This is a genomic window from Rhizobium sp. 268 (assembly GCF_036571585.1).
GTDB lineage: Bacteria > Pseudomonadota > Alphaproteobacteria > Rhizobiales > Rhizobiaceae > Rhizobium > Rhizobium redzepovicii.
The window spans coordinates 222,403-243,478 of record NZ_JAPPSO010000012.1 but is presented as its reverse complement, the minus strand read 5'-3'; the positions used below and the strand labels follow the sequence as shown (position 1 = coordinate 243,478).

Sequence of the window (21,076 nt, the reverse complement as noted above, 5' to 3'; positions counted from 1 at the left end):
CGAACACGACGCCGACGGCGGTTGCCGATGCGGGCGATGCGACCGAGAAGGGCGGCGTGGCCAACGGTTCGGGCGGCGCAGTCGCGAGCGGCAACGTGCTGACCAACGATACCGATCCGGATTCTGGTGACACCAAGACCGTCACGGCAGTGGTCTTCGGCGCGACGTCGGGCACGCTCGGCTCAGCACTCGCCGGCACCTATGGCAGTCTGGTGCTCAACGCATCGGGCGCCTATACTTATGCCGTCAACGAGGCCAATACCGCCGTCCAGGGGCTGCGCCTGTCGACCAACACGCTGAGCGATGTCTTCAGCTACACGATGCGCGACACCGCCGGCGCCACGGCCACGGCCAATCTCACCGTCACCATCCATGGCGCCAACGATGCGCCGGTGCTCGCTGTCCAGACGGCGGCCCAGAACGCCACCGTCGGCACGGCCTTCTCCTTCGCGGTGCCAACGACGACCTTCACCGATGTCGACAGCGGCGAGACGCTGGCCTATTCGGCAACGGCCGCCGATGGCACGGCATTGCCGTCTTGGCTCTCCTTCAATGCCTCGACCCGGACCTTCTCCGGCACGCCGACGGCAGGCGGCACCTACGGCGTCAAGGTCACGGCGACAGACCTTGGCGGCCTCGCCGCCAACGAGACCTTCAACATCGCCGTGTCGGTTCCCGGCAACACGACGCCGACGGCGGTCGCCGATGCGGGCGATGCGACCGAGAAGGGCGGCGTGGCCAACGGTTCGGGCGGCGCAGTCGCGAGCGGCAACGTGCTGACCAACGATACCGATCCGGATTCTGGTGACACCAAGACCGTCACGGCAGTGGTCTTCGGCGCGACGTCGGGCACGCTCGGCTCAGCACTCGCCGGCACCTATGGCAGTCTGGTGCTCAACGCATCGGGCGCCTATACTTATGCCGTCAACGAGGCCAATACCGCCGTCCAGGGGCTGCGCCTGTCGACCAATACGCTGAGCGAAGTCTTCAGCTATACGATGCGCGATAGCGCCGGCGCCACCGCCACGGCCAATCTGACCGTCACCATCCATGGCGCCAACGATGCGCCGGTGCTGGCTGTCCAGACGGCGGCCCAGAACGCCACCGTCGGCTCCGCCTTCTCCTTCGTGGTGCCGACGACGACCTTCACCGATGTCGACAGCGGTGAGACGCTGACCTATTCGGCAACGGCCGCCGATGGCACGGCACTGCCCGCCTGGCTCTCCTTCAATGCCACGACGCGCACCTTCTCCGGTACGCCGACGACCGCTGGCACCTACGGCGTCAAGATGACGGCGACAGACCTTGGCGGCCTTGCCGCCAACGAGAACTTCAATATCGCCGCCTCGACGGCGCCCGTGACCTACAGTCTGTTCAACGCCTCCAGCACGCCGACCCAGACCAATCTCAACGATGGTCAGCAGCTCGAGCTTGGCGTCAAGTTCCAGTCGAACGTTGCCGGTGACGTTACCGGCATCAAGTTCTATCGCAGCGCCAACGACAACGGCCAGAACGTTGTCGACCTGTGGACCACGACGGGCACCAAGCTCGCCACCGCCACCTTTGCCGGCACCACCGGCAGCGGCTGGCAGACGGTCAACTTCTCAACCCCCGTCACGATCGCCGCCAATACCAACTATATTGCGTCTTATCACACGACCGGCGCTTACGTGGCGACTGACGCCTTCTTCGCCAGTGCCGTCACCAACGGTCCTTTGACGGCCCAATCAAGCGCGGTCGCCGGCGGCAACGGTGTTTATGCCTATGGCGGATCCGCCACCACAGGTCTCTTCCCGACCAGCTCCTACGATTCTGCGAATTACTATGCCGACGTGGTCTTCCGCCCGCAGCTCGCCGGATGAAGCAAAGCTTATGGACCGGTTTTCGAATGAGGCTAACACGACGCACATACTGGCCGCGGCGAAGGCGCTGCGACCGACCGCCCTCAAGGAATGCCGATGAACAGGATTGAGCGGCTCCCGGTAACCGTGCTGGCCGGCTTCCTCGGCGCCGGCAAGACGACGCTCCTCAGTCACATCCTCAACAACCGTCAGGGGCTGCGGGTCGCTGTCATCGTCAACGATATGAGCGAAGTGAATATAGACGCCAGTCTCATTCAACACGGCGGCTGCAACCTGTCGCATACAACCGAGACATTGATCGAGCTCAGCAACGGCTGCATATGCTGCACCCTGCGCAACGACCTCCTGACGGAAGTACGACGGCTGGCCGAAGAGCAGCGATACGACTATCTGTTGATCGAAGGCACTGGCATTGCCGAGCCACGCCCCATTGCGGCAACCTTTTCCTTCCGCGACGAGAACGGCGTCTCGCTCGCCGACTTTGCCAGGCTCGATACAATGGTCACCGTGGTCGACGCTGCAAACCTGTTGGCCGACTACAGCAGTGCCGATCTGCTGGCCGACCGCGGCCTGCAGCGCGACGGTGAAGACCGGCGCACACTTATCGACCTGCTGGTCGATCAGATCGAGTTTGCCGATGTCGTCGTGATCAACAAGATCTCGGACGCGACCGACGAGGTCCGAGCAGAGGTGAGCAAGATCGTAACGTCTCTCAACCCGGATGCGCTCCAGCTGGAGACGGATTTCGGCAAGATTTCTCTTTCAACAGTCCTCGATACAGGCCTCTTCGACGAAGCAAAGGCGGCTGCGCATCCCCTGTGGCACAAGGAATTGTACAGCCCGGATGAGCATGTTCCGGAAACGGAGGAATACGGCGTTTCGAGCTTTGTCTATCGTACCAGACGTCCCTTCGATCCCACGCGGTTTCGGGCATTCCTGGACGAGCCCTGGCCGGGGGTCCTGCGCGCCAAGGGCCATTTCTGGCTTGCCACGCGCCCGCGTCATGTGGGGCTGATGTCGGCTGCCGGGATCCAACGGCGCTGCGAACCCATGGGACTTTGGTGGGCAGCCGTGCCCCGGCAGGACTGGCCGAGCCATCAGCAGTTTCGCCAGCATCTCGAGAGCCGGTGGGACAGCGCTTGGGGCGACCGTCGGCAGGAACTGGTTTTTATCGGCGTTGATATGGACGAGACGGGTGTGCGGACCGCGCTGGACGGGTGCCTCGCCAGCGCCGATCCGCGCGACTGGGCTAGCCTCGAAGATCCGTTTCCGGCCTGGTAGCGGCGCAGGACAACGCTCGAGTTGACCGGCTAGGCCAGCCGGACCGAACCAGAATTCCTTTTCAAGCGTCAGGCATTTGCCAGGAGCCGTCGGCAACTTTGGGGCCTTGTCGTCCGGTATGGGGTGAGGGTCATCACATTGGAGTAGGAGCTACCTCCCACATACCCCGGATTGCTGTCGTACGTTCCCTTCGCAAAGGTGCCAGAATGAACATCTTGCTACAGCGGTCGAAGGGCCGGCCGATGCGGAAGGGGACGCCGCTGATGCGGAGAATTCATGTCAGTAATCGTGAGTACCTGTGTACATTTGGTGGAGCGTTGAGTGTCCTTCGTGCATCCTCTGCCTGGAGCGCAGTCCTTGCCTCCGCGACAGTTGTGTCGTCGAGGAGCACGGACGGCGCTCCGAGCTTTGCCAATCAGGGCAGCGCAACCGTCCAATCCTCCTTCACCGGCACGGTCACATCTTCCCTGATATCCTCCGGCGACATGCAATCGTCCCCGGCATCGTCGACGGCGATGCCGGCCCCTGCTGCCGACGGCGGCGCGCAGGACACGTCCACGAAGACGGCGTCGGCTGCGACGGTCTTCCAGACGCCGTCCTCGACATCTGAGCGCACCGTGCTTGGCCCGGATCCGGCCGAGGAGGCGGCGACACTGCCTGCCGCCCCCGCGCTTACGGGTGTTGCCAGCGATGTCGATACCGGCAGCGCCAAGACGGTGGCGCCGGTCAGTTCTTCCACCAGTGTCGGCACGGCTTCGTTGCGCCTTCAGGCCTCGATCGCATCCATCTCGGTGGAGCCGAGCCAGGACGCTTCCGCTGAGACGACCGCCGCCCCGACAGCGCTGGTGGCGCCGGCGGCTGCAGCGGCAGCAGTGACGCCCAACAAGATCGCGCTCGAAAACCTGAAGCAGGGAAACCCGATCAGCGAGTGGGGTCTGGAGGGCGATGGCGGCGGTACCATCCAGGGCTTCGCCACCGAAATCAGCACCAATATCGGCCAGACCGTCGATTTCAAGATCGCCACGGATTCCACCCATTACCGCATCGACATCTACCGCATGGGCTATTACGGCGGCGCCGGCGCGCGCAAGGTCGACTCGATCGAGCAGCAGCTGACCACGGCGCAGATCCAGCCGCATCCGATCGTCGACATGTCGCTCGGCCTCATCGATTGCGGCAACTGGTCGGTTTCGGCGAGCTGGCAAATTCCTAGTGACGCCGTCTCCGGCGTCTACTTCGCCAAGCTGGTGCGCGAGGATGGGACCGAGGATGCAAGCATCATCCCCTTCGTCGTGCGCGACGATGCCTCGACCAGCGATATCGTCTTCCAGACATCGGACACGACCTGGCAGGCCTATAATGCCTGGGGCGGCGCCAGCCTGTATTACGGCGAAGTGCCTGTCGATCCGGCCGCCATGATCGGCTACCTGCCGCCGAACTGCAGCTGCGGCCTGACCGCCATCGGCCGCGCCTCGGCCGTCAGCTACAACAGGCCGATCATCACCAATACGAGCCCGATCGGCGGCTCGCACGATTACATCTTCGGCGTCGAATCCTCCGCCATTTCATGGCTGGAGCAGAACGGCTACGACGTTTCCTATATATCCGGCGTCGATGCGGCGCGCAGCGGCACGCTGCTGCTCAACCACGATGCTTATCTCTCTGTCGGCCATGACGAATACTGGTCTGCCGAACAGCGCGCCAATGTCGAGGCTGCCCGCGATGCCGGCGTCGACCTCGCTTTCTGGAGCGGCAACGAGTGCTACTGGAAGGTCCGCTGGGAAAGCAGCATCGACGGCAGCGGCCAGGCCTATCGCACCATGGTCTGCTACAAGGAAACCTGGGGCACGAGCACCGATCCGAGCAATATCGGCACCGGAACCTGGCGCGATCCGCGCTATGCCGATGCCGGTCAGGAGCCGGAAAATTCGCTGACCGGCACGATGTTCCAAGTGGACAGCTACCGCCAGGACACGATCTCCATCCCCTACGATTATTCCAACCTGCGCTTCTGGCGCAACACGGATGTCGCCGAGCTGCAGGAGGGTGATACCTACAATCTGGTGCAGAACCTGCTCGGCTACGAATGGGATTCCGACGTCGAGAACGGCTTTCGCCCGGATGGGCTGATCAACCTGTCGCTCTCCTCCATCGCCGTGAGCACCTATCTGCGCGATTACGGCACGACGGTCGGTGATGCGGTGGCGACCCATAGCCTCACCATGTACCGGGCGGAAAGCGGCGCGCTGGTCTTCGGCGCCGGCACCGTCTTCTGGTCCTGGGGGCTGAGTGACAATCATCAGGGCCCGGCCACGTCGACCGATCGCAACGTCCAGCAGGCGATGGTCAACATGTTCGCGGACATGGGCATCCAGCCGACGACGCTGGATGCGAGCCTGATTCTAGCCACACAATCGACCGACACCCTGAAGCCGACCTCGTCGATCTCGTCACCGATCGTCGGCGCAAGTTTTATCGAAGGGCAGCACGTAACGATCACCGGCACGGCGCAGGATTTCGGCGGCGGCATCATTGCTGGCGTGGAGGTCTCGACCGATGGCGGCCAGCACTGGTTCAAGGCCACCGGCCGCGAGAGCTGGAGCTATAACTGGGTCGTCCAGGCAAGCGGCACCTATACGGTCCTGTCGCGCGCCGTCGACGACAGCGTCAACATGGAGGCGCCATCGGCCGGCAAGCAGGTCACCGTCACCCTGCCGGGCACGCAGGGCCTCTGGACCTTGGCGGAGAAGCCCACTGTCGAAATGGCGATCGATCCCAACTCCGTCGAGCTCGGCCTGCGCTTCCAGGCGACGACGGCAGGCTATGTGGAAGGCATCCGCTTCTACAAGGGCTTCCACGATATCGGCGACCATGTCGTCAGCCTCTGGCGAGCCGACGGAACCTTGCTGGCAACGGGTGTTTCGGTCGGCGAGTCGCTCTCCGGTTGGCAAACGGTGATCTTCTCCAGTCCGATCCAGATTGCGGCGGGCACGACCTATGTGGCCTCCTATCACACCAACGGCTTCTATTCCGCCACCGATAATTATTTCGGCAGCACCTATGCCAGCGGCGCGCTGAAGGCCGTCGACGGCGGCGGCGTCTACGCCTATGGCGACAATGCCGGCACATTCCCCGGCCAGAGCCCCGGCACGGGCACCAACTACTGGGTCGACGTGGTCTTCGATGCCGGCCCCAACAGCGCGCCGGTTGCGACCGACGATACCGGGCTGGCCATCACCCGCAACAACAGCGTCGTCATCTCGATCACCTCGCTCATCGGAAACGATACGGATCCCAACGGCGATGCGATGACGATTTCGGCCGTCGGCAATGCCGTCAACGGCACGGTGACGCTCAACAAGCAGAACGGCACCGTCATCTTCACGCCGACCAACGATTATTCGGGCCCCGCAAGCTTCACCTATACGCTGTCGGACGGGCGCGGCGGCACGGATCAGGGCAGCGTCAGCCTCACCGTGAACCCGGGCCCTACCGGCGAAACACTGTTTACATCAAGCGAAGGGCCGACGGGCGCAAGCTTCAACGACGGTCAGTCGCTGGAACTCGGGATGAGGTTCGTCGCTTCGTCCGGCGGCATGATTTCCGGCATCCGCTACTACAGGGTGGTCGGCGATACTGGCGCCCATACCGGCTCTCTCTGGTCGGCCGACGGCACGCTGGTCGCGACCGTCACCTTCGCCGACAGCGGATCTGTGAGCGGCTGGCAGACCGCGACATTCGCCAACCCTGTGCATATCGCCGCCGGCACGACCTATGTCGCCTCCTACCACACGACAGGCTCCTATGTGGCGACATCGGGCTATTTCACCTCAGCCCATACCAACGGCGCGCTGACGGCGCTTGCCGGCAGCAACGGTGTCTTTGCCGAGGGCACCGGTTTCCCGACTTCCAGCTACCAGTCGTCGAATTACTGGGTGGATGTCCTCTACAACCAGACAAGCAACGTGCTGCCGGTCGCCGCCAATGACAATGGCTACTCGACCTATTCCAACACCGCGCTGGCGATTGCCGCAGGCAGCCTGCTTGCAAACGACACCGATGCCGATGGCGATCCGCTCAGCATCACCGGCGTCAATGGTGCGGTCAACGGAACGGTGACCTTCAACAGCCAGACCAAGTCCGTCACTTTCACGCCGACGGCGGGTTATACGGGTGCGGCAAGCTTTTCCTATTCAATCTCGGATGGGTTTGGCGGAACAGCCTCGGCCACGGTCAGCCTCACTGTCGGCACGCCGCCCGGCGGAGGCACGACGTCAAGCCTGTTTACCGGTGCGGATACGTCGGGGGTTGCCGTCGCCAATGACACCAACTCGGTCGAACTCGGCGTCAAGTTCATCGCGTCCGCCAGCGGCCAGATCACCGGGCTCATCTATTACAGGAGCGCTCAGGATACCGGCACGCATGTCGGCTCGCTCTGGACCGCGAGCGGCCAGCTTCTGGCCCAGGCGACCTTCATCAACGAGACGGCGAGTGGCTGGCAGACGGTTACCTTCACCCAGCCGATCAACGTGACGGGCGGCACCACCTATGTGGCGAGCTACCATTCGAACGGCTTCTATTCGGCAACGGCGAACTACTTCACGACGGACCATACGAATGGTGCGCTGACGGCTCCGTCGAGTACGACGAGCGGCGGCAACGGCCTTTATGCCTATGGCTCGGGCAGCCTGTTTCCGACGGCATCCTACAATGCGAGCAACTACTGGGTCGACGTCGTCTATCAGCAGGGCGGTGCGCAGAATGCGGTTCCGGTCGCCGCCAATGACAGCGGCTTTACGACCAATACCGGCACGCCGATCACCATCCAGGCCTCGGCGCTGCTCTCAAACGACAGCGATGGCGATGGCGATCCGCTCACGATCACTGGGGTCAGCACCGCGGTCAACGGCTCGGTCGCCTGGAACGCCCAGGCCCAGACGGCGACCTTCACGCCGACGGCAGGCTATTCGGGACCAGCAAGCTTCAGCTACACGATCTCGGACGGCAAGGGCGGCACGGCCTCGGCGCAGGTGGCGCTTACCATCAGCAATGGGACGGCCGGTCCGGAGCAGAATCTCTTTGCCGCCAACGCGACGCCTTCGGTCGTCTCGGTCAACGACAACCAGCAGGTCAATCTCGGCATGAAATTCCAGGCCGATACGTCAGGCTGGATCACCGGCATCCGCTTTTACAAGGGTGCCGATAATACAGGCTCGCATAACGGCTATCTCTGGACCGCCTCGGGCACGCTGCTCGGCAGCGTCACCTTCAACAACGAGACGGCGAGCGGCTGGCAGACTGCGCAGCTCACCCAGCAGATCGCCATCCAGGCGGATACGACCTACGTCGTCTCCTACTCGACCAACGGCAATTATTCGGCGACCGGCAATTACTTTGCCAGCGACGTGACGAACGGTGATCTCAAGGCGCTCGGCGGCAGCAACGGCGTCTATGCTTATGGGGCGGGCGGGTTGTTCCCGACAGCCAGCTATAACAGCACGAACTACTATGTGGATGTGGCCTTCAAACCACAGCTCGCGGCGTAAAGCCCGCGAGGATGTAAGGCCGGGCATGCTGTAAAGAGTGAGAGTATCGATGATGGGTGCAGACAACAGATTGCCAGTAACGGTTCTCGCCGGGTTTCTCGGCGCCGGCAAGACGACTGTCCTCAATCATGTCCTGAGCAATCGGGAGGGCCGCCGGGTTGCCGTCATCGTCAACGATATGAGCGAGGTCAACATCGATGCGGAGCTCGTGCGCGAGGGGGGAGCAGATCTCTCGCGCACCGACGAGACGCTGGTAGAGCTCACCAACGGCTGCATCTGTTGCACCCTGCGCGACGATCTCCTGAGCGAAGTCCGCCGGCTCGCAGCCGCCGGCCGTTTCGACTATCTGCTGATCGAGGGCACCGGCATTGCCGAGCCCCTGCCTGTTGCAGCCACCTTCTCCTTCCGCGACGAGAGCGGGGCGGCCCTCTGCGATGTGGCGCGTCTCGATACGATGGTCTGCGTCGTCGATGCGGTCAATCTCCTCGCCGACTACCAGAGCGCCGAGTTCCTAGCCGATCGCGGCGAAAGGCGTGACGGGCATGATGACCGCAAGCTCGTGGAACTGCTCGTCGAGCAGATTGAATTTTCCGATGTCGTCATCATCAACAAGGCAGGCGACGTGCCGTGCGCCGACCTTGCCGAGGTTCGCCGGGTCGTCGCGGCGCTCAATCCGGGGGCGCAGGTCGTCGAGGCGGTCTTCGGCCAGGTGCCGCTTGGCGCGATCCTGGATACCGGCCTCTTCAGCGAGGCGAAGGCCGCCCGTCATCCGCTCTGGCACAAGGAACTCTTCGGCTGGGGCGATCACGTGCCGGAGACCGAGGAATACGGCATAAGAAGCTTCGTCTATCGCAGCCGCCGGCCCTTCCACCCCCTTAGGCTCAAGGATTTCCTAGACCGGAAATGGGCGGGCCTCATCCGCGCAAAGGGTCATTTCTGGCTGGCGACGAGGCCTGATGAAATCGGCCTTCTGTCGATTGCCGGCTCCCAGTGCCGCATCGAAACCAGGGGCTACTGGTGGGCCTCGGTGCCGCGGGTACAATGGCCGCGCTTTCCGCAGTTCCGCCAGCTCATCGACCGGCATTGGGATGATGTCTGGGGCGACCGCCGCCAGGAGCTGGTCTTCATCGGTTCCGGCTTCGACGAGGAAGCGATCCGCGCGGCTCTCGGTTATTGCCTGATCGGCGAGGAGACGGGTTTCGATCCGCAGACCGCCGTCGGCATTCGCGATCCGTTTCCGGCTTGGCAGCACGGACATATCCCTGCGTATTCAAATAGTTAGAGTGTCATATGGAACGTAAAGCGCCTTAAGTGAAGACGTATTGATTATCAACGGAGGAGAGAACAATGAGCAACGAACTTTACGCAGACGGCATCGGCGAAATCACCATTACGGGAACGATCGTGCGCATCGACCTGATGTCGCTTTCGGCAACCGATCGCGACGCTAACAACAACCCGAAGCCGGTCTTCCGCCAGCGCATCATCATGCCTGTCGATGCTTTCGCCAACGCGGTCGATCTGATGCAGAAGGCGCTCGGTGGGTTGGTCGAGGCGGGTGCGGTCCGTCGTATCGGCGATATGTCGGCGGCGGCGACCGATATCCAGCAGGCCGGCGCGTCGAACGCTTCGCCGAACTTCAACTGAAAAAACGAATATTGACTCGGTCTCGTATTGTTTCGGGTGGGCCATGACTGGTTTTCTGCATACCAACCTGCACTGTCTGGCGCTCGTCGCGCGTCATCATGGCGTCGATCTCGCGCCTGAAAGATTGCAGCATGATTATGCCGTCGGCAACGATCCGGTTGCCGTGCGGCAGTTGCTGCGCATGGCCAAGGATGCCGGTCTCAGAGCCCGGCATCTGACGCTCGACTGGCGATCGCTGTTTCAACTGGGCGAGGCCTTTCCGGCGTTGGCGGAACTGACGAACGGCAATTGGGTGGTCATCGCTGGCGCTGTCGGGAGCGGCGAGGATGAGAGAATTCGCGTTCTCGATCCGCTCGCGTCACGCGCCGAAGTGATGATGCTGAGCGAAGAGCAATTCGCCAAGGCCTGGCTCGGATCTGTCGTCCTGCTGAAGCGCAATTATCGCATGTCCGATGAGGACCGGCCGTTCGGCTTCCGCTGGTTCGTCCCCGAAATCATCAAGCAGCGCAGCTTCTTCCGCGATGTCGCGCTCGCAGCTTTCGTGCTTTACGGCCTGGGGCTGACGACGCCGATCTTCTTTCAGCTCGTCATCGACAAGGTGCTGGTGCATCAGAGCTATGCGACGCTGACGGTTCTGACAGCGGGCATTGCGATCGCACTCGTCTTCGATGCGACCTTCACCTTCCTGCGGCGCTATCTGCTGCTCTACGCGACGAACCGGATCGATATCCGCGTCGCGACACGCACCTTCGGCCATCTGCTAAATCTGCCGATCGCGCTCTTCGAGCAGGCTTCGGCCGGCGTCCTCGTCAAGCATATGCAGCAGACGGGGCGCATCCGCGAATTCCTGACCGGGCGGCTGTTCCTCACACTTCTGGACGGTGTTTCCCTGCTGGTCTTCGTGCCGATCCTGCTTCTCTACAGCGTCAAGCTGACGCTGGTTGTGCTGGGTTTTGCAGCGCTTGTCGGGCTGGTGGTGATGATGCTCGTCGGGCCGTTCCAGCGCCGCCTGCAGGCGCTTTACCAGGCGGAAGGCGACCGTCAGGCCTTGCTGGTGGAAACCGTGCACGGCATGCGCACCGTCAAATCGCTGGCGCTGGAGCCGCGCCAGCGCAAGGTCTGGGACGACTATTCGGCGCAATCGATATCCGTGCGGTTCCGGGTCGACAAGATCTCGACCATCGCCCAAGCGATGACCGGGCTGCTGGAGAAGCTAATGAGTGTCGCGATCATCGGCCTCGGTGCGCTAGACGTCTTCAGCGGCGCGATGACCATCGGAGCGCTTGTCGCCTTCAACATGCTCGCGGGCCGTGTCTCCGGCCCGCTCGTCCAGATCGTTACCATGGCGCATGAATATCAGGAAGTGGCGCTCTCCGTGCGCATGCTCGGTGAGATCATGAACCAGCGGCCGGAGCAGGCAGGCCGCGGGCGTGGCGTGCGACCGCATTTGCAGGGCCGCATCGAATTCGACAGGGTCTCCTTCCGCTACGCTCCGGACAGCGCGCCGGCGCTCGACAATGTCTCCTTCGCCGTTCCGGCGGGCTGCGTCTTCGGCGTGGTCGGCAAGAGCGGCTCGGGGAAGACGACGATCACAAGGCTCATCCAGGGGCTCTATCAGAGCCAGGAAGGGCTGGTGCGCATGGACGGCTATGACAGCCGCGAGATCGACCTTGTGCACTTAAGAACCAGCATCGGCGTCGTGCTGCAGGATAACTTCCTGTTTCGCGGCTCGGTTCGCGAGAATATCGCCGCCGCCAAGCCCGATGCGAGCATCGAGGAGATCATGGAGGTCGCTCGCATCGCCGGCGCCGAGGAGTTCATCGAGCGTCTGCCGCGCGGCTTCGACACGATGCTGGAGGAAAATGGCTCCAACCTCTCCGGTGGCCAGAAGCAGCGGTTGGCCATCGCTCGCGCGCTGATCACCGATCCGAAGCTGTTGATTTTCGACGAGGCGACGAGCGCGCTCGATCCCGACAGCGAGGCGATCATCCGCGAGAATCTGAGCCGCATCGCTGCCGGCCGCACCGTCATCATCGTCTCGCACCGGCTTTCGACGCTCGTCGATGCCGATGCCATTCTCGTCGTCGATCGCGGCAAGGTCGCCGATATCGGCCGGCACGATCAGCTCGTATCGCGCTGCATGACCTATCGCCACCTGTGGGCCCAGCAAATGAGGCAGGTCGCATGAACGCGCACGCCAGAAAACCCAGTGAAAACCTGCCGGTCCCTTCAGACAAGGGCGCCTCGGACAAGGCTCCTGATAAGGGAAGGGCACTAACTGCCCGCCCGCCGCTGCCGCCGGCAATTGCCGAATTCCAGTCCGATGCTGTCGAGCTCGAGGAACGCGCCCCGCCGCGGGTGGCGCGCATGACGCTCTACTGCGTAACGGCGCTGCTTGCCGCAGCGATCACCTGGGCCTCGGTCTCCTCGATCGATGAGGTGGTGATTGCGCCAGGCAAGCTCGTCACCACCCAGCCGACCATCGTCGTACAGCCGCTCGAAACCTCGATCATCCGCACGATCGAGGTGAAGGCAGGCGAGGTCGTGCATACCGGTCAGACGCTCGCGACCCTCGACGCCACCTTCAGCCAAGCCGATGTCGACCAGCAGCAGGCGAAATTCTCCGCACTCGATGCCCAGGTCAGGCGCATCGAGGCCGAGCTTGCCGGCGACGACTATACGAAGATGGCAGGAGATACGCCCGACCAGATGTTGCAGGCGCAGCTCTTTGGCCAGCGACGGGCCTTTTACGTGGCGCAGTTGCAGAATTTCGATCAGCAGATCGCCGGCCAATCCGCCGCTCTTGTGGCGAGCAAAAACCAGGAGGCGGTGCTCAATGACAGGCGTGATGGGCTCTCTCAGATCGAAGCAGCGCGGGAGAGGCTCTATGACAACCAGAGCGGTTCGCTGATCACGCTGCTCGGCTCCCGCGACGCCCGCCTCGACGTCGAATCGGATCTAACTGCCGTCCGCGGCCGGGCCGACGAGGCCGCCCACTCCTTTGCCAAGCTCCGAGCCGACCGCCAAGCCTTTATCGAGGACTTCCGCCGCGCCGCAATGGAGCAACTGGTGGAACTGCGCGGCCAGCGCGACATGGCCGACGAGGAACTGAAAAAGATGAAGCTGCGCCGCAACATGGTGGCGCTGACCGCACCCGCCGACGCCGTCGTGCTGGATCTCGCCCAGCGCTCCATCGGGTCTGTGGTACGCGAAGCCGAACCGATCGTTACCCTGGTGCCGATCAACGTGCCGCTCGAAGCCGAAGTTTCGATCAACACCCGCGACATCGGCCGGGTGGCCGTCGGCAAGGAAGCGCGTATCAAGCTCGACGCCTATCCCTTCCAGAAATACGGCACGGCCTCCGGCAACGTTCGCACCATCAGCGAGGACACGTTCCTGACCGGCCAGCAGGATCAAACCACCACCCCCAGCCAGTCGGCTGCTCCCTTCTTCAAGGCCCGCGTCCTGCTCGCCGACACCAGGCTGAATGCGTCGGACGTGCCAGTGCGGCTGCTTCCCGGCATGACCGTGTCCACGGAGATTAAGGTCGGCAAGCGCACAGTGATCTCCTATTTCCTGTATCCGTTGCTGCGGGGCCTGGATAACGCAATACGCGAACCGTAGGCGGATCGGTCTGCCGCGAACGCGATACCGAGTGTATGAAGATCAATGGGCGGCTGACAATGCGGGTCAGCGCAGTTGTCGCGAAGCGGTCTGATGTAAGTGTCCTGAGGCGGCCAATGCGCTCTTCCCACCAATTTTGAGGGGGTGAATGCCGTCCGACAGGCTTGCTGCTTGACGCTCCACAGAGGCGACCTCACACTCAAAAGTGTCGAAGGTGAGTCGGACAGACTGTACCGTTTTGCACATGCGTTGCTCACCTCAGAAAGAGCCGCCAGCAGGGGCATTGGCTGACGCGCCGACCGACAGCGGCTGGTTGCAAACGGGATCGAGCTTGATTGGGTTCAAACTCGCATCCGCTCCGATTTTGCTTGTGAGGTCGCCGTGGATAAAACGCTATCAGCAGTCGATCCTCCTCCCGACATCCCCCATCGGCGCTGGAACTCCAGATTGCGGAGCCGCAGCCGCTGGCTGCTTTGGTCGATATTTTTGATATCCGGTTTGCTTTTTGCAAGTACGCTTGTCTTTTACCGTGAACTGCACGACCTCGACGATCCGGTCGGGCTCTCTGACGATGGAGCTCTCGACACGGCTGTCCAATCAGCGCCCATGGCCATCGGCCCCGGCACGGCGGCTCCTTCTCCTCTCCCGCCGATGTCTATATCGCTGCCGCTGATCGAGGTCCCGAAGCCGGAATGGGCAAGTCAATTTCTGCGGATGTGGCGCGTTTCGGGCCCGAATATGTGTGGTGCTCTTCGAGGGGCCGGCATCGAGATGAGCGACTGGAAAGCCGCATCGATGCGCAATCGCAGTTATGAATGTTATTTTCAGCGCATCTACGAACGGGACGAGGTGCGTCCCCTCAGTTCCACCTTCGTCAAGGTTCGTGGAAATGAAACCGGCGATGTTGTCGATATCCGCGCCAAGATCATTGGGCCGGCGACAGACGCGAAGGGGCACCTCGCCCCGGCCGTCCTGCGCATTTTCGAGATCATCGTGAAGCAGGCGTGCTGGCGCGATTTCGAGGATACTCTTGCGTCGATCCAAAACCTTCGAAATGTCGAATACGAGCGATTCGGCTCCTATCTCAGCTTCACGCGCGAAGCCGGCAGCGAAAATAACTTCAATTTTGTCCTTGGTCTGAAGGCGACGTCAGATTCGCAGGTGAGGACGAAGACGTATTTTTCCCCAGAGCGGTGGCTAGCCACAACAGATCCGCGTCTCACGGACAGCTTGGGCACGTCACTATCGGCCAGTTGCGCCCAATGATGGCGGGGCGATATCTGCAACATCCACTTGGAGCCAGCGCTTATCGGGATATCTCTGGTGCCCGCCAGGCATTCAGAGGCCGATAACCGACTTAGGGGCCTTTGTCTCACGAGACTTTTCACGTAGAAATGGCGCGGTATGCATGGTTGCGGTGACCAGACGGGATCCAATATGGACGAGATCGCTGAACAGCTTCTGCAGCTCTCTGCGAACACCTCGACGCTCATGGCGGTCTATGACTCTAGCGACCGGCTGCGCTACGCCAACCTGGCGTTCCGGTCGGCGTATTTCATCGAGCGGGACGAGACCCCGCTTTGGCCGGATCTCATGCGACGCAATTTCGAACGCGGCCAGGGCACTGTCATTCACGCAAAAAATTTCGACGAGTGGCTGCGCTCGACGCAGTCCCGCCGGGGGAAAATCGGCTACCGGGCGTTCGAAACAGACCTGATGGACGGCCGCTGGCTCTGGATGACCGAGTCTGTCCAGAAAAACGGCTGGATGCTGTGCGTTGCAAGCGATATCACAACCCTGCGTGCCGAGGAGAGAAGTGTCCGGCAGGACCGCGACTTTGCGGTCAAGGCTTCGCAGACCGATGAGCTGACCGGGGTTGCAAACCGGAGATTCGTCATGGCGCGGATAGAGGACATGCTTGTTGCCGCCAAAGACGGTAGCGAGGGATGCCTTGCCGTGCTCGACATCGACAACTTCAAGCACATCAACGACAGGCTCGGCCATCACGCCGGTGATCTCGTGCTGAAGGACTTTGCGCAACGAATCCACCAGCATGTCCGGCGCAACGACTGTTTCGGTCGCGTCGGAGGAGAAGAGTTTGTTTTGGCGATGCCGGACACGGCTTTGGAGGACGCCGTCGAGATCATCGAAAACATGTTGACGATGATCCGGTTTTCCCGCCCGCTGACGGAATCCCCCGATTTTGCCTACACCTGTTCGGCAGGCGTTGCAGCCTCCCTCAGTGAGGATACTGCGGCTGAACTCTATAGACGCGCCGATCAAGCACTTTACGCCGCCAAACTTGGCGGCCGCGATCGGGTCCGCGCCGCTTGAAACTGTCGCTGCATCCAAGCACACCGGTCGCCACGCGTGGTCTGGCCCGTAATCCGTTCGAAGTATATCGCAGACCCAACCGATGAGCGTCGGCTGTGCGAAGATCAAGCAGAAACCGTCGACTTCATGCAAACACCGCCTTTCCGATCACGGGCGTCGAAGGAACGGCCATGTCGCGCGGCTCCAGCATGCCGACGCCGAATGCCTGCCTGCCGGCATCGATTGCCTTGGCAAAGGCCTCCGCCATTGCGGCGGGGTCGCCGGCGCCGGCAACCGCGGTGTTCAGCAGCACGCCATCGAAGCCGAGCTCCATGACGATAGCAGCATGTGAAGGCCGGCCGATGCCGGCATCCACGATGAGCGGTACGTCGGGAAAATGCGCCCGCATCGATCGAAGGGCTGAAAGGTTTTGTGGTCCCGCCGCAGATCCGATCGGCGCGCACCAGGGCATCAGCACCCGGCATCCGGCGTCGATCAGACGCTCGGCAACGACCAGGTCGTCCGTCGTATACGGAAAGACCTGAAAGCCTTCGCCGGTCAGAATGCCGGCCGCTTCCACGAGCGCGAAAACATCCGGCTGCAGCGTGTCGTGATTGCCGATCACCTCCAGCTTGATCCAATCGGTGCGAAACACTTCGCGGGCCATCTTCGCCGTCAGCACCGCCTCGGACACGCCGTGGCAGCCGGCCGTGTTGGGGAGAACGTGAACGCCGAGTGCACGGATCATGTCGAAGAAAGCGCCGCCATTGCGCCCTCCGGCCATTTCGCGGCGCAGCGATACGGTGACGATCTCCGTTTTAGAGCGCGTGATGGCTTCGGCGAGGATGGCGGGTGAGGGGTAACGGGCGGTGCCGAGAAGAAGGCGTGATGCGATTTGACGTCCGTAAAGATTAAGCATGCTCAGCCTCCCTGCATCGGGGTCAGGATTTCGATCCGGTCATAATCGTTCAGCATATGCTCGCCGCGATCCTCGCGATGGACCAGTTCGCCATTGATGGCGGTCGCCAGCCAGTCGCCTTCGTAGTCGAGCGCGGCCAGAAGCTGCAAAAGCGTTGTGGCGGCGGTTGTCTGGGCTTCGCCATTGATGATCAGTTGCATTGGGTGTTCCTTTGCTTCGGCTGTTGGGAAAAAACGAGATCGGCAGCCTCGGCCGCCATGGTCGGCGCCAGCAGAAAGCCGTGGCGATAGAGGCCATTGAAAACGACGGCCTTCCCCTCCCGCAGGACGCGTGGAAGATTGTCGGGCAGGGCAGGGCGAATGCCGGCGCCGGTCTCGACGACGGCGGCGTCGGCAAAGGCCGGGTGCAGCGCATAGGCCGTGTTCAGCAATTCCATGAGCGAACGTGCGGTGATCGGGCCGTCGGAATCGGTCTCGATCATCGTTGCGCCGATCATGAACAACCCGTTGCTGCGCGGCACGATATAGACGGGGAAGCGCGGATGCAGCAGGCGGACGGGCCGGGCAAGGGTGACCTCTTCGGTATGGAGATAGAGCATTTCACCCCGCACGCCGCGCAGATCGCGCTCTTGCCCGATGCGGGCGGCACCTGTGCAGTCGACGATATCGGAGAAATCGTCATCGCTCACATCTACGCCGGTAAAGGTGACGCCGTTTGCCGTCAGTTGCTCTTTCAGCGCGTGCAGCGCCTGGCGAGGGTCCAGATGCGCCTCACCGGGGAAGAACAGACCGTGCCTGAAACGGGCGGCGAGCATGGGCTCCAGCGCGGCGATATCGTCCTCTTCAACCCATTGATAACCGGTCGTGCGGCTGGCAAATCGCTTCAGCTCGCCATGGTCGCGCGTCGAGGCAACGACCAGCGTGCCGTTGCGGACGACTTTGCCGGGCAGGATCGCTTCCCAGCGATCGGCGGCATCGAGGCCGCGCGTCAGCACTGCCTCATCGGCGCTTTCCCGCTCGCACCAGGGCGCCAGCATGCCGCCGGCGAGCCAGGACGCGGCATGGGCGAAATTCGGATGCGGGTCGAAGACCGTGACATCGGCACCGCGGGCATGCAGCTCGCGGGCGACGGTGAGGCCGGCGACGCCGGCGCCTTTGACAAGCACGCGCATGTCAGTCCGCCCCGTGCGCGGAGGTCTCGATCGGCATATAGAGATCGCCGCCCTCCCGGTATTTCGCGGCCATCGCGTCCAGCCCCTCCTTCTGCGCTTCAGCGCGGATGTCATGCGATATGCGCATCGAGCAGAATTTCGGGCCGCACATCGAACAGAAATGCGCCACCTTGTGGGCTTCCTTCGGAAGCGTCTCATCGTGGAAGGAGCGGGCCGTCTCCGGGTCGAGGGAGAGGTTGAACTGGTCTTCCCAGCGGAATTCGAAACGTGCCCGCGACAGCGCATCGTCGCGAAGGCGCGCCGCGGGATGGCCCTTGGCAAGGTCCGCCGCATGGGCGGCGATCTTATAGGCGATGACGCCGGTCTTGACGTCGCTGCGGTCGGGCAGGCCGAGATGCTCCTTCGGGGTGACGTAGCAGAGCATGGCCGTGCCGAACCAGCCGATCATCGCCGCGCCGATGCCGGAGGTGATGTGGTCGTAGCCGGGGGCGATATCGGTGGTCAGCGGCCCCAGCGTGTAGAAGGGCGCCTCGCCGCAGACGGCGAGTTGCTTGTCCATGTTTTCCTTGATCTTTTGCATCGGCACATGGCCGGGCCCCTCGATCATCACCTGGCAATCCCTGGCCCAGGCGATCTTCGTCAGTTCGCCGAGCGTTTCGAGTTCGGCAAATTGGGCCGCATCATTGGCATCGGCGATCGAGCCGGGGCGAAGGCCGTCGCCGAGCGAGAAGGAGACGTCATAGGCCCGGCAAATTTCGCAGATCTCCTCGAAATGCTCGTAGAGGAAGTTTTCGCGGTGATGATGCAGACACCACTTGGCCATGATCGAGCCACCACGCGAGACGATGCCGGTGACGCGGTTGACGGTGAGCGGAATGTAACGCAGCCGCACGCCGGCATGGATGGTGAAATAGTCAACGCCCTGTTCGGCCTGCTCGATCAGCGTATCGCGATAGATTTCCCAGCTAAGATCCTCGGCGATGCCGCCGACCTTCTCCAGCGCCTGATAAAGCGGCACCGTGCCGATCGGCAGCGGCGAATTGCGGATGATCCATTCGCGGATATTGTGGATGTTGCGCCCGGTCGACAGATCCATGACCGTATCGGCGCCCCAGCGGGCGGCCCAGACCATCTTCTCGACTTCTTCAGCCATCGACGAGGTGACGGCGGAGTTGCCGATATTGGCGTTGATCTTCACCAGAAAATTGCGGCCGATGATCATCGGTTCGCTTTCGGGGTGGTTGATGTTGGCGGGGATGATCGCCCGGCCGGCGGCGACTTCCCGGCGGACGAATTCCGGCGTCACATGATCGGGAATATCGGCGCCGAAGCTCTCGCCGTCACGCACCAGCACTTCAGCCTTGGCCTTGCGGCCGAGATTCTCGCGAATGGCGACGAACTCCATCTCCGGCGTAATGATGCCGGCCCGTGCGTAGGCGAGCTGGGTGACGGCTTTGCCGTCCTTGGCGCGCAGCGGCCGGCGCCGCCCCGGAAATTCCGGCGTCAGCCGGTCGCCGCTGACAAAGCCGTTGTCCTCGGGGCGGACATGGCGGCCGTCATAGGCTTCGACGTCGCCGCGGGCCAGCACCCAGTCGCGGCGCAGTGGAGACAGGCCCTGCTCGATGCGGATCTCCGCACCTTCGATCGTGTAGGGGCCGGAGGAATCATAGACGATGACAGGCGGCTCGCCGGCAGTCGGATGGACACTGATTTCGCGCATCGGCACGCGGATATCGCCATGAATATCTCCTGGAATATGGATCTTCCGCGATGCCGGCAGCGGGCCGGTGGTGACGGTCAGGGTGAGGTTCTTTGCGGCAATGGTCATGGTTTGAGGCTCCAAGTTGTAAGTTGGAGACCCAGTCAATCAGCCGGAATGATGGAAAGACACCGGCACGGATTCCACGCGTGAATCCAAAGCCTTCGAGCGCTTGCACCGTCCCTACGCCAGTATGAACTGGATCAGGTTCAACGGGTCACTGCGCCACAACAGGCAAAGCCTCATTGTCCAGCAGTATCTCAGCCCCTTGCGGGACCCCCCTGGTGAATACCGACAGTCGTAAAGCGCGGTCGCTGGTTGTGTCAAGCTTACAGCTTTGTCGTTTCCGTAGATCGTCCGGCTCGGAGCCTGTTGCGTTACGGATCGAACTGCGGCAAATGTCAATTCACTCAACGTCAGGTGGATTTATGTCGTTTCGGATTAAACGTCTTACGCTAGAACATCTCAATGACGCCGCCACTGTGCTGGTCAGCGCCTATTCGGGACCTCCGTGGAACGAGAATTGGTCGCTTGAAGCGGCGGCTGAAAATGTAAACACCGTGCTTGGAACGCCGAAATCCATTGCGCTTGCGGCCTTTGACGGAGGCAAGGTGCTGGGGATCGCGTTGGGCATACGACAGCGGCGCCATGCCGGTCCGGTCGTTTATCTTGACGAGTTGTCGGTGCTGCCTGAAGCCCAAGGTGCGGGAATAGGGACTGCGCTGCTATCAGCAGTTTTCGAAACAGCAAAGGCCGAGGGATGCAGCAGCGTCTGGTTGGTCTCACAGCGAGAAGGGGCGTTGTCGAAATTTTATCAGGGTTGCGGGTTCGCCCTCGGCAACAACCTTGGTCTCTACTCCAAATCGAGTGCGTAGCGGCCGCGTCTGCGGTGGCCAGCCATAGCCGAGGCCGAGCGGAAGAATTCGAGGTCCGTCAGCCCGATATTCACTTTGA

15 protein-coding genes and 1 riboswitch are annotated in these 21,076 nt (G+C 62.3%); of the genes, 10 read left to right on the top strand and 5 right to left on the bottom strand.

The features are described from left to right. The coding region (locus OS035_RS23930) for a DUF4082 domain-containing protein (protein ID WP_331814118.1) at nucleotides 1–1,862 on the top strand (1,862 nt) is incomplete at its 5' end. Between the two features lie 96 nt (nucleotides 1,863–1,958). Then, the gene (locus OS035_RS23925) at nucleotides 1,959–3,143 is read left to right on the top strand and encodes a GTP-binding protein (RefSeq protein WP_097627969.1); all 1,185 of its coding nucleotides are present in this window, start codon (nucleotides 1,959–1,961) and stop codon (nucleotides 3,141–3,143) included. Between the two features lie 415 nt (nucleotides 3,144–3,558). Here OS035_RS23925 and OS035_RS23920 read toward each other — a convergent pair whose 3' ends face one another. Further along, a complete protein-coding gene (locus OS035_RS23920) occupies nucleotides 3,559–3,759 on the bottom strand; it encodes a hypothetical protein (protein WP_239620465.1) in 201 nt (66 codons plus the stop codon). A gap of 1 nt (nucleotide 3,760) precedes the next feature. Here OS035_RS23920 and OS035_RS23915 point away from each other — a divergent pair, with 1 nt between their 5' ends. From OS035_RS23915 to OS035_RS23885, 7 genes are all read left to right on the top strand, one after another. Continuing rightward, nucleotides 3,761–8,689, top strand: a complete 4,929-nt coding sequence (locus OS035_RS23915) for a DUF4082 domain-containing protein (protein WP_331814117.1) — start codon at nucleotides 3,761–3,763, stop codon at nucleotides 8,687–8,689. Between the two features lie 49 nt (nucleotides 8,690–8,738). Then, nucleotides 8,739–9,971 carry a GTP-binding protein gene (locus OS035_RS23910; protein ID WP_097627953.1) on the top strand — a complete coding sequence of 411 codons (1,233 nt, stop codon included), beginning with the start codon at nucleotides 8,739–8,741 and terminating at the stop codon, nucleotides 9,969–9,971. 65 nt (nucleotides 9,972–10,036) lie between these two features. Beyond that, nucleotides 10,037–10,336, top strand: coding sequence for a hypothetical protein (locus tag OS035_RS23905; protein WP_183781303.1), 300 nt, complete (start codon nucleotides 10,037–10,039; stop codon nucleotides 10,334–10,336). A 43-nt stretch (nucleotides 10,337–10,379) separates the two neighbouring features. Beyond that, complete coding sequence (locus OS035_RS23900) at nucleotides 10,380–12,524, top strand: peptidase domain-containing ABC transporter (RefSeq protein WP_097627951.1); 2,145 nt, start codon at nucleotides 10,380–10,382, stop codon at nucleotides 12,522–12,524. Continuing rightward, nucleotides 12,521–13,960 (top strand): HlyD family type I secretion periplasmic adaptor subunit, encoded by a 1,440-nt coding sequence (locus OS035_RS23895; protein ID WP_183781300.1) that lies wholly within the window; start codon nucleotides 12,521–12,523, stop codon nucleotides 13,958–13,960. The genes OS035_RS23900 and OS035_RS23895 overlap by 4 nt, the downstream gene beginning before the upstream one ends. Before the next feature lie 420 nt (nucleotides 13,961–14,380). Then, nucleotides 14,381–15,226 (top strand): DUF6030 family protein, encoded by an 846-nt coding sequence (locus tag OS035_RS23890; RefSeq protein WP_442967710.1) that lies wholly within the window; start codon nucleotides 14,381–14,383, stop codon nucleotides 15,224–15,226. A 171-nt stretch (nucleotides 15,227–15,397) separates the two neighbouring features. Next, entirely contained in the window at nucleotides 15,398–16,294 is an 897-nt protein-coding gene (locus OS035_RS23885) for a GGDEF domain-containing protein (protein ID WP_183781297.1), read from the top strand. A 124-nt stretch (nucleotides 16,295–16,418) separates the two neighbouring features. On the opposite strand, the gene OS035_RS23880 is transcribed toward OS035_RS23885, so the two are convergent. The 4 genes from OS035_RS23880 to thiC are packed head-to-tail and all read right to left on the bottom strand — an operon-like array spanning nucleotide 16,419 to nucleotide 20,191. Further along, nucleotides 16,419–17,192, bottom strand: coding sequence for a thiazole synthase (locus OS035_RS23880; protein WP_183781294.1), 774 nt, complete (start codon nucleotides 17,190–17,192; stop codon nucleotides 16,419–16,421). A 2-nt stretch (nucleotides 17,193–17,194) separates the two neighbouring features. Then, complete coding sequence (thiS, locus tag OS035_RS23875; RefSeq protein WP_183781291.1) at nucleotides 17,195–17,392, bottom strand: sulfur carrier protein ThiS; 198 nt, start codon at nucleotides 17,390–17,392, stop codon at nucleotides 17,195–17,197. Further along, complete coding sequence (gene thiO, locus OS035_RS23870) at nucleotides 17,383–18,363, bottom strand: glycine oxidase ThiO (protein ID WP_183781289.1); 981 nt, start codon at nucleotides 18,361–18,363, stop codon at nucleotides 17,383–17,385. The genes thiS and thiO overlap by 10 nt, the downstream gene beginning before the upstream one ends. 1 nt (nucleotide 18,364) lies before the next feature. Next, nucleotides 18,365–20,191: a phosphomethylpyrimidine synthase ThiC gene (thiC, locus tag OS035_RS23865; RefSeq protein WP_183781286.1), complete on the bottom strand. Its 1,827-nt coding sequence runs from the start codon at nucleotides 20,189–20,191 to the stop codon at nucleotides 18,365–18,367. Nucleotides 20,192–20,284: 93 nt separating this feature from the next. Then, nucleotides 20,285–20,415: riboswitch (TPP riboswitch) on the bottom strand. Between the two features lie 135 nt (nucleotides 20,416–20,550). On the opposite strand from thiC, the gene OS035_RS23860 reads away from it, so the two are divergent. After that, entirely contained in the window at nucleotides 20,551–20,997 is a 447-nt protein-coding gene (locus OS035_RS23860; RefSeq protein ID WP_097627943.1) for a GNAT family N-acetyltransferase, read from the top strand. The last annotated feature ends 79 nt before the right edge of the window (nucleotides 20,998–21,076 follow it).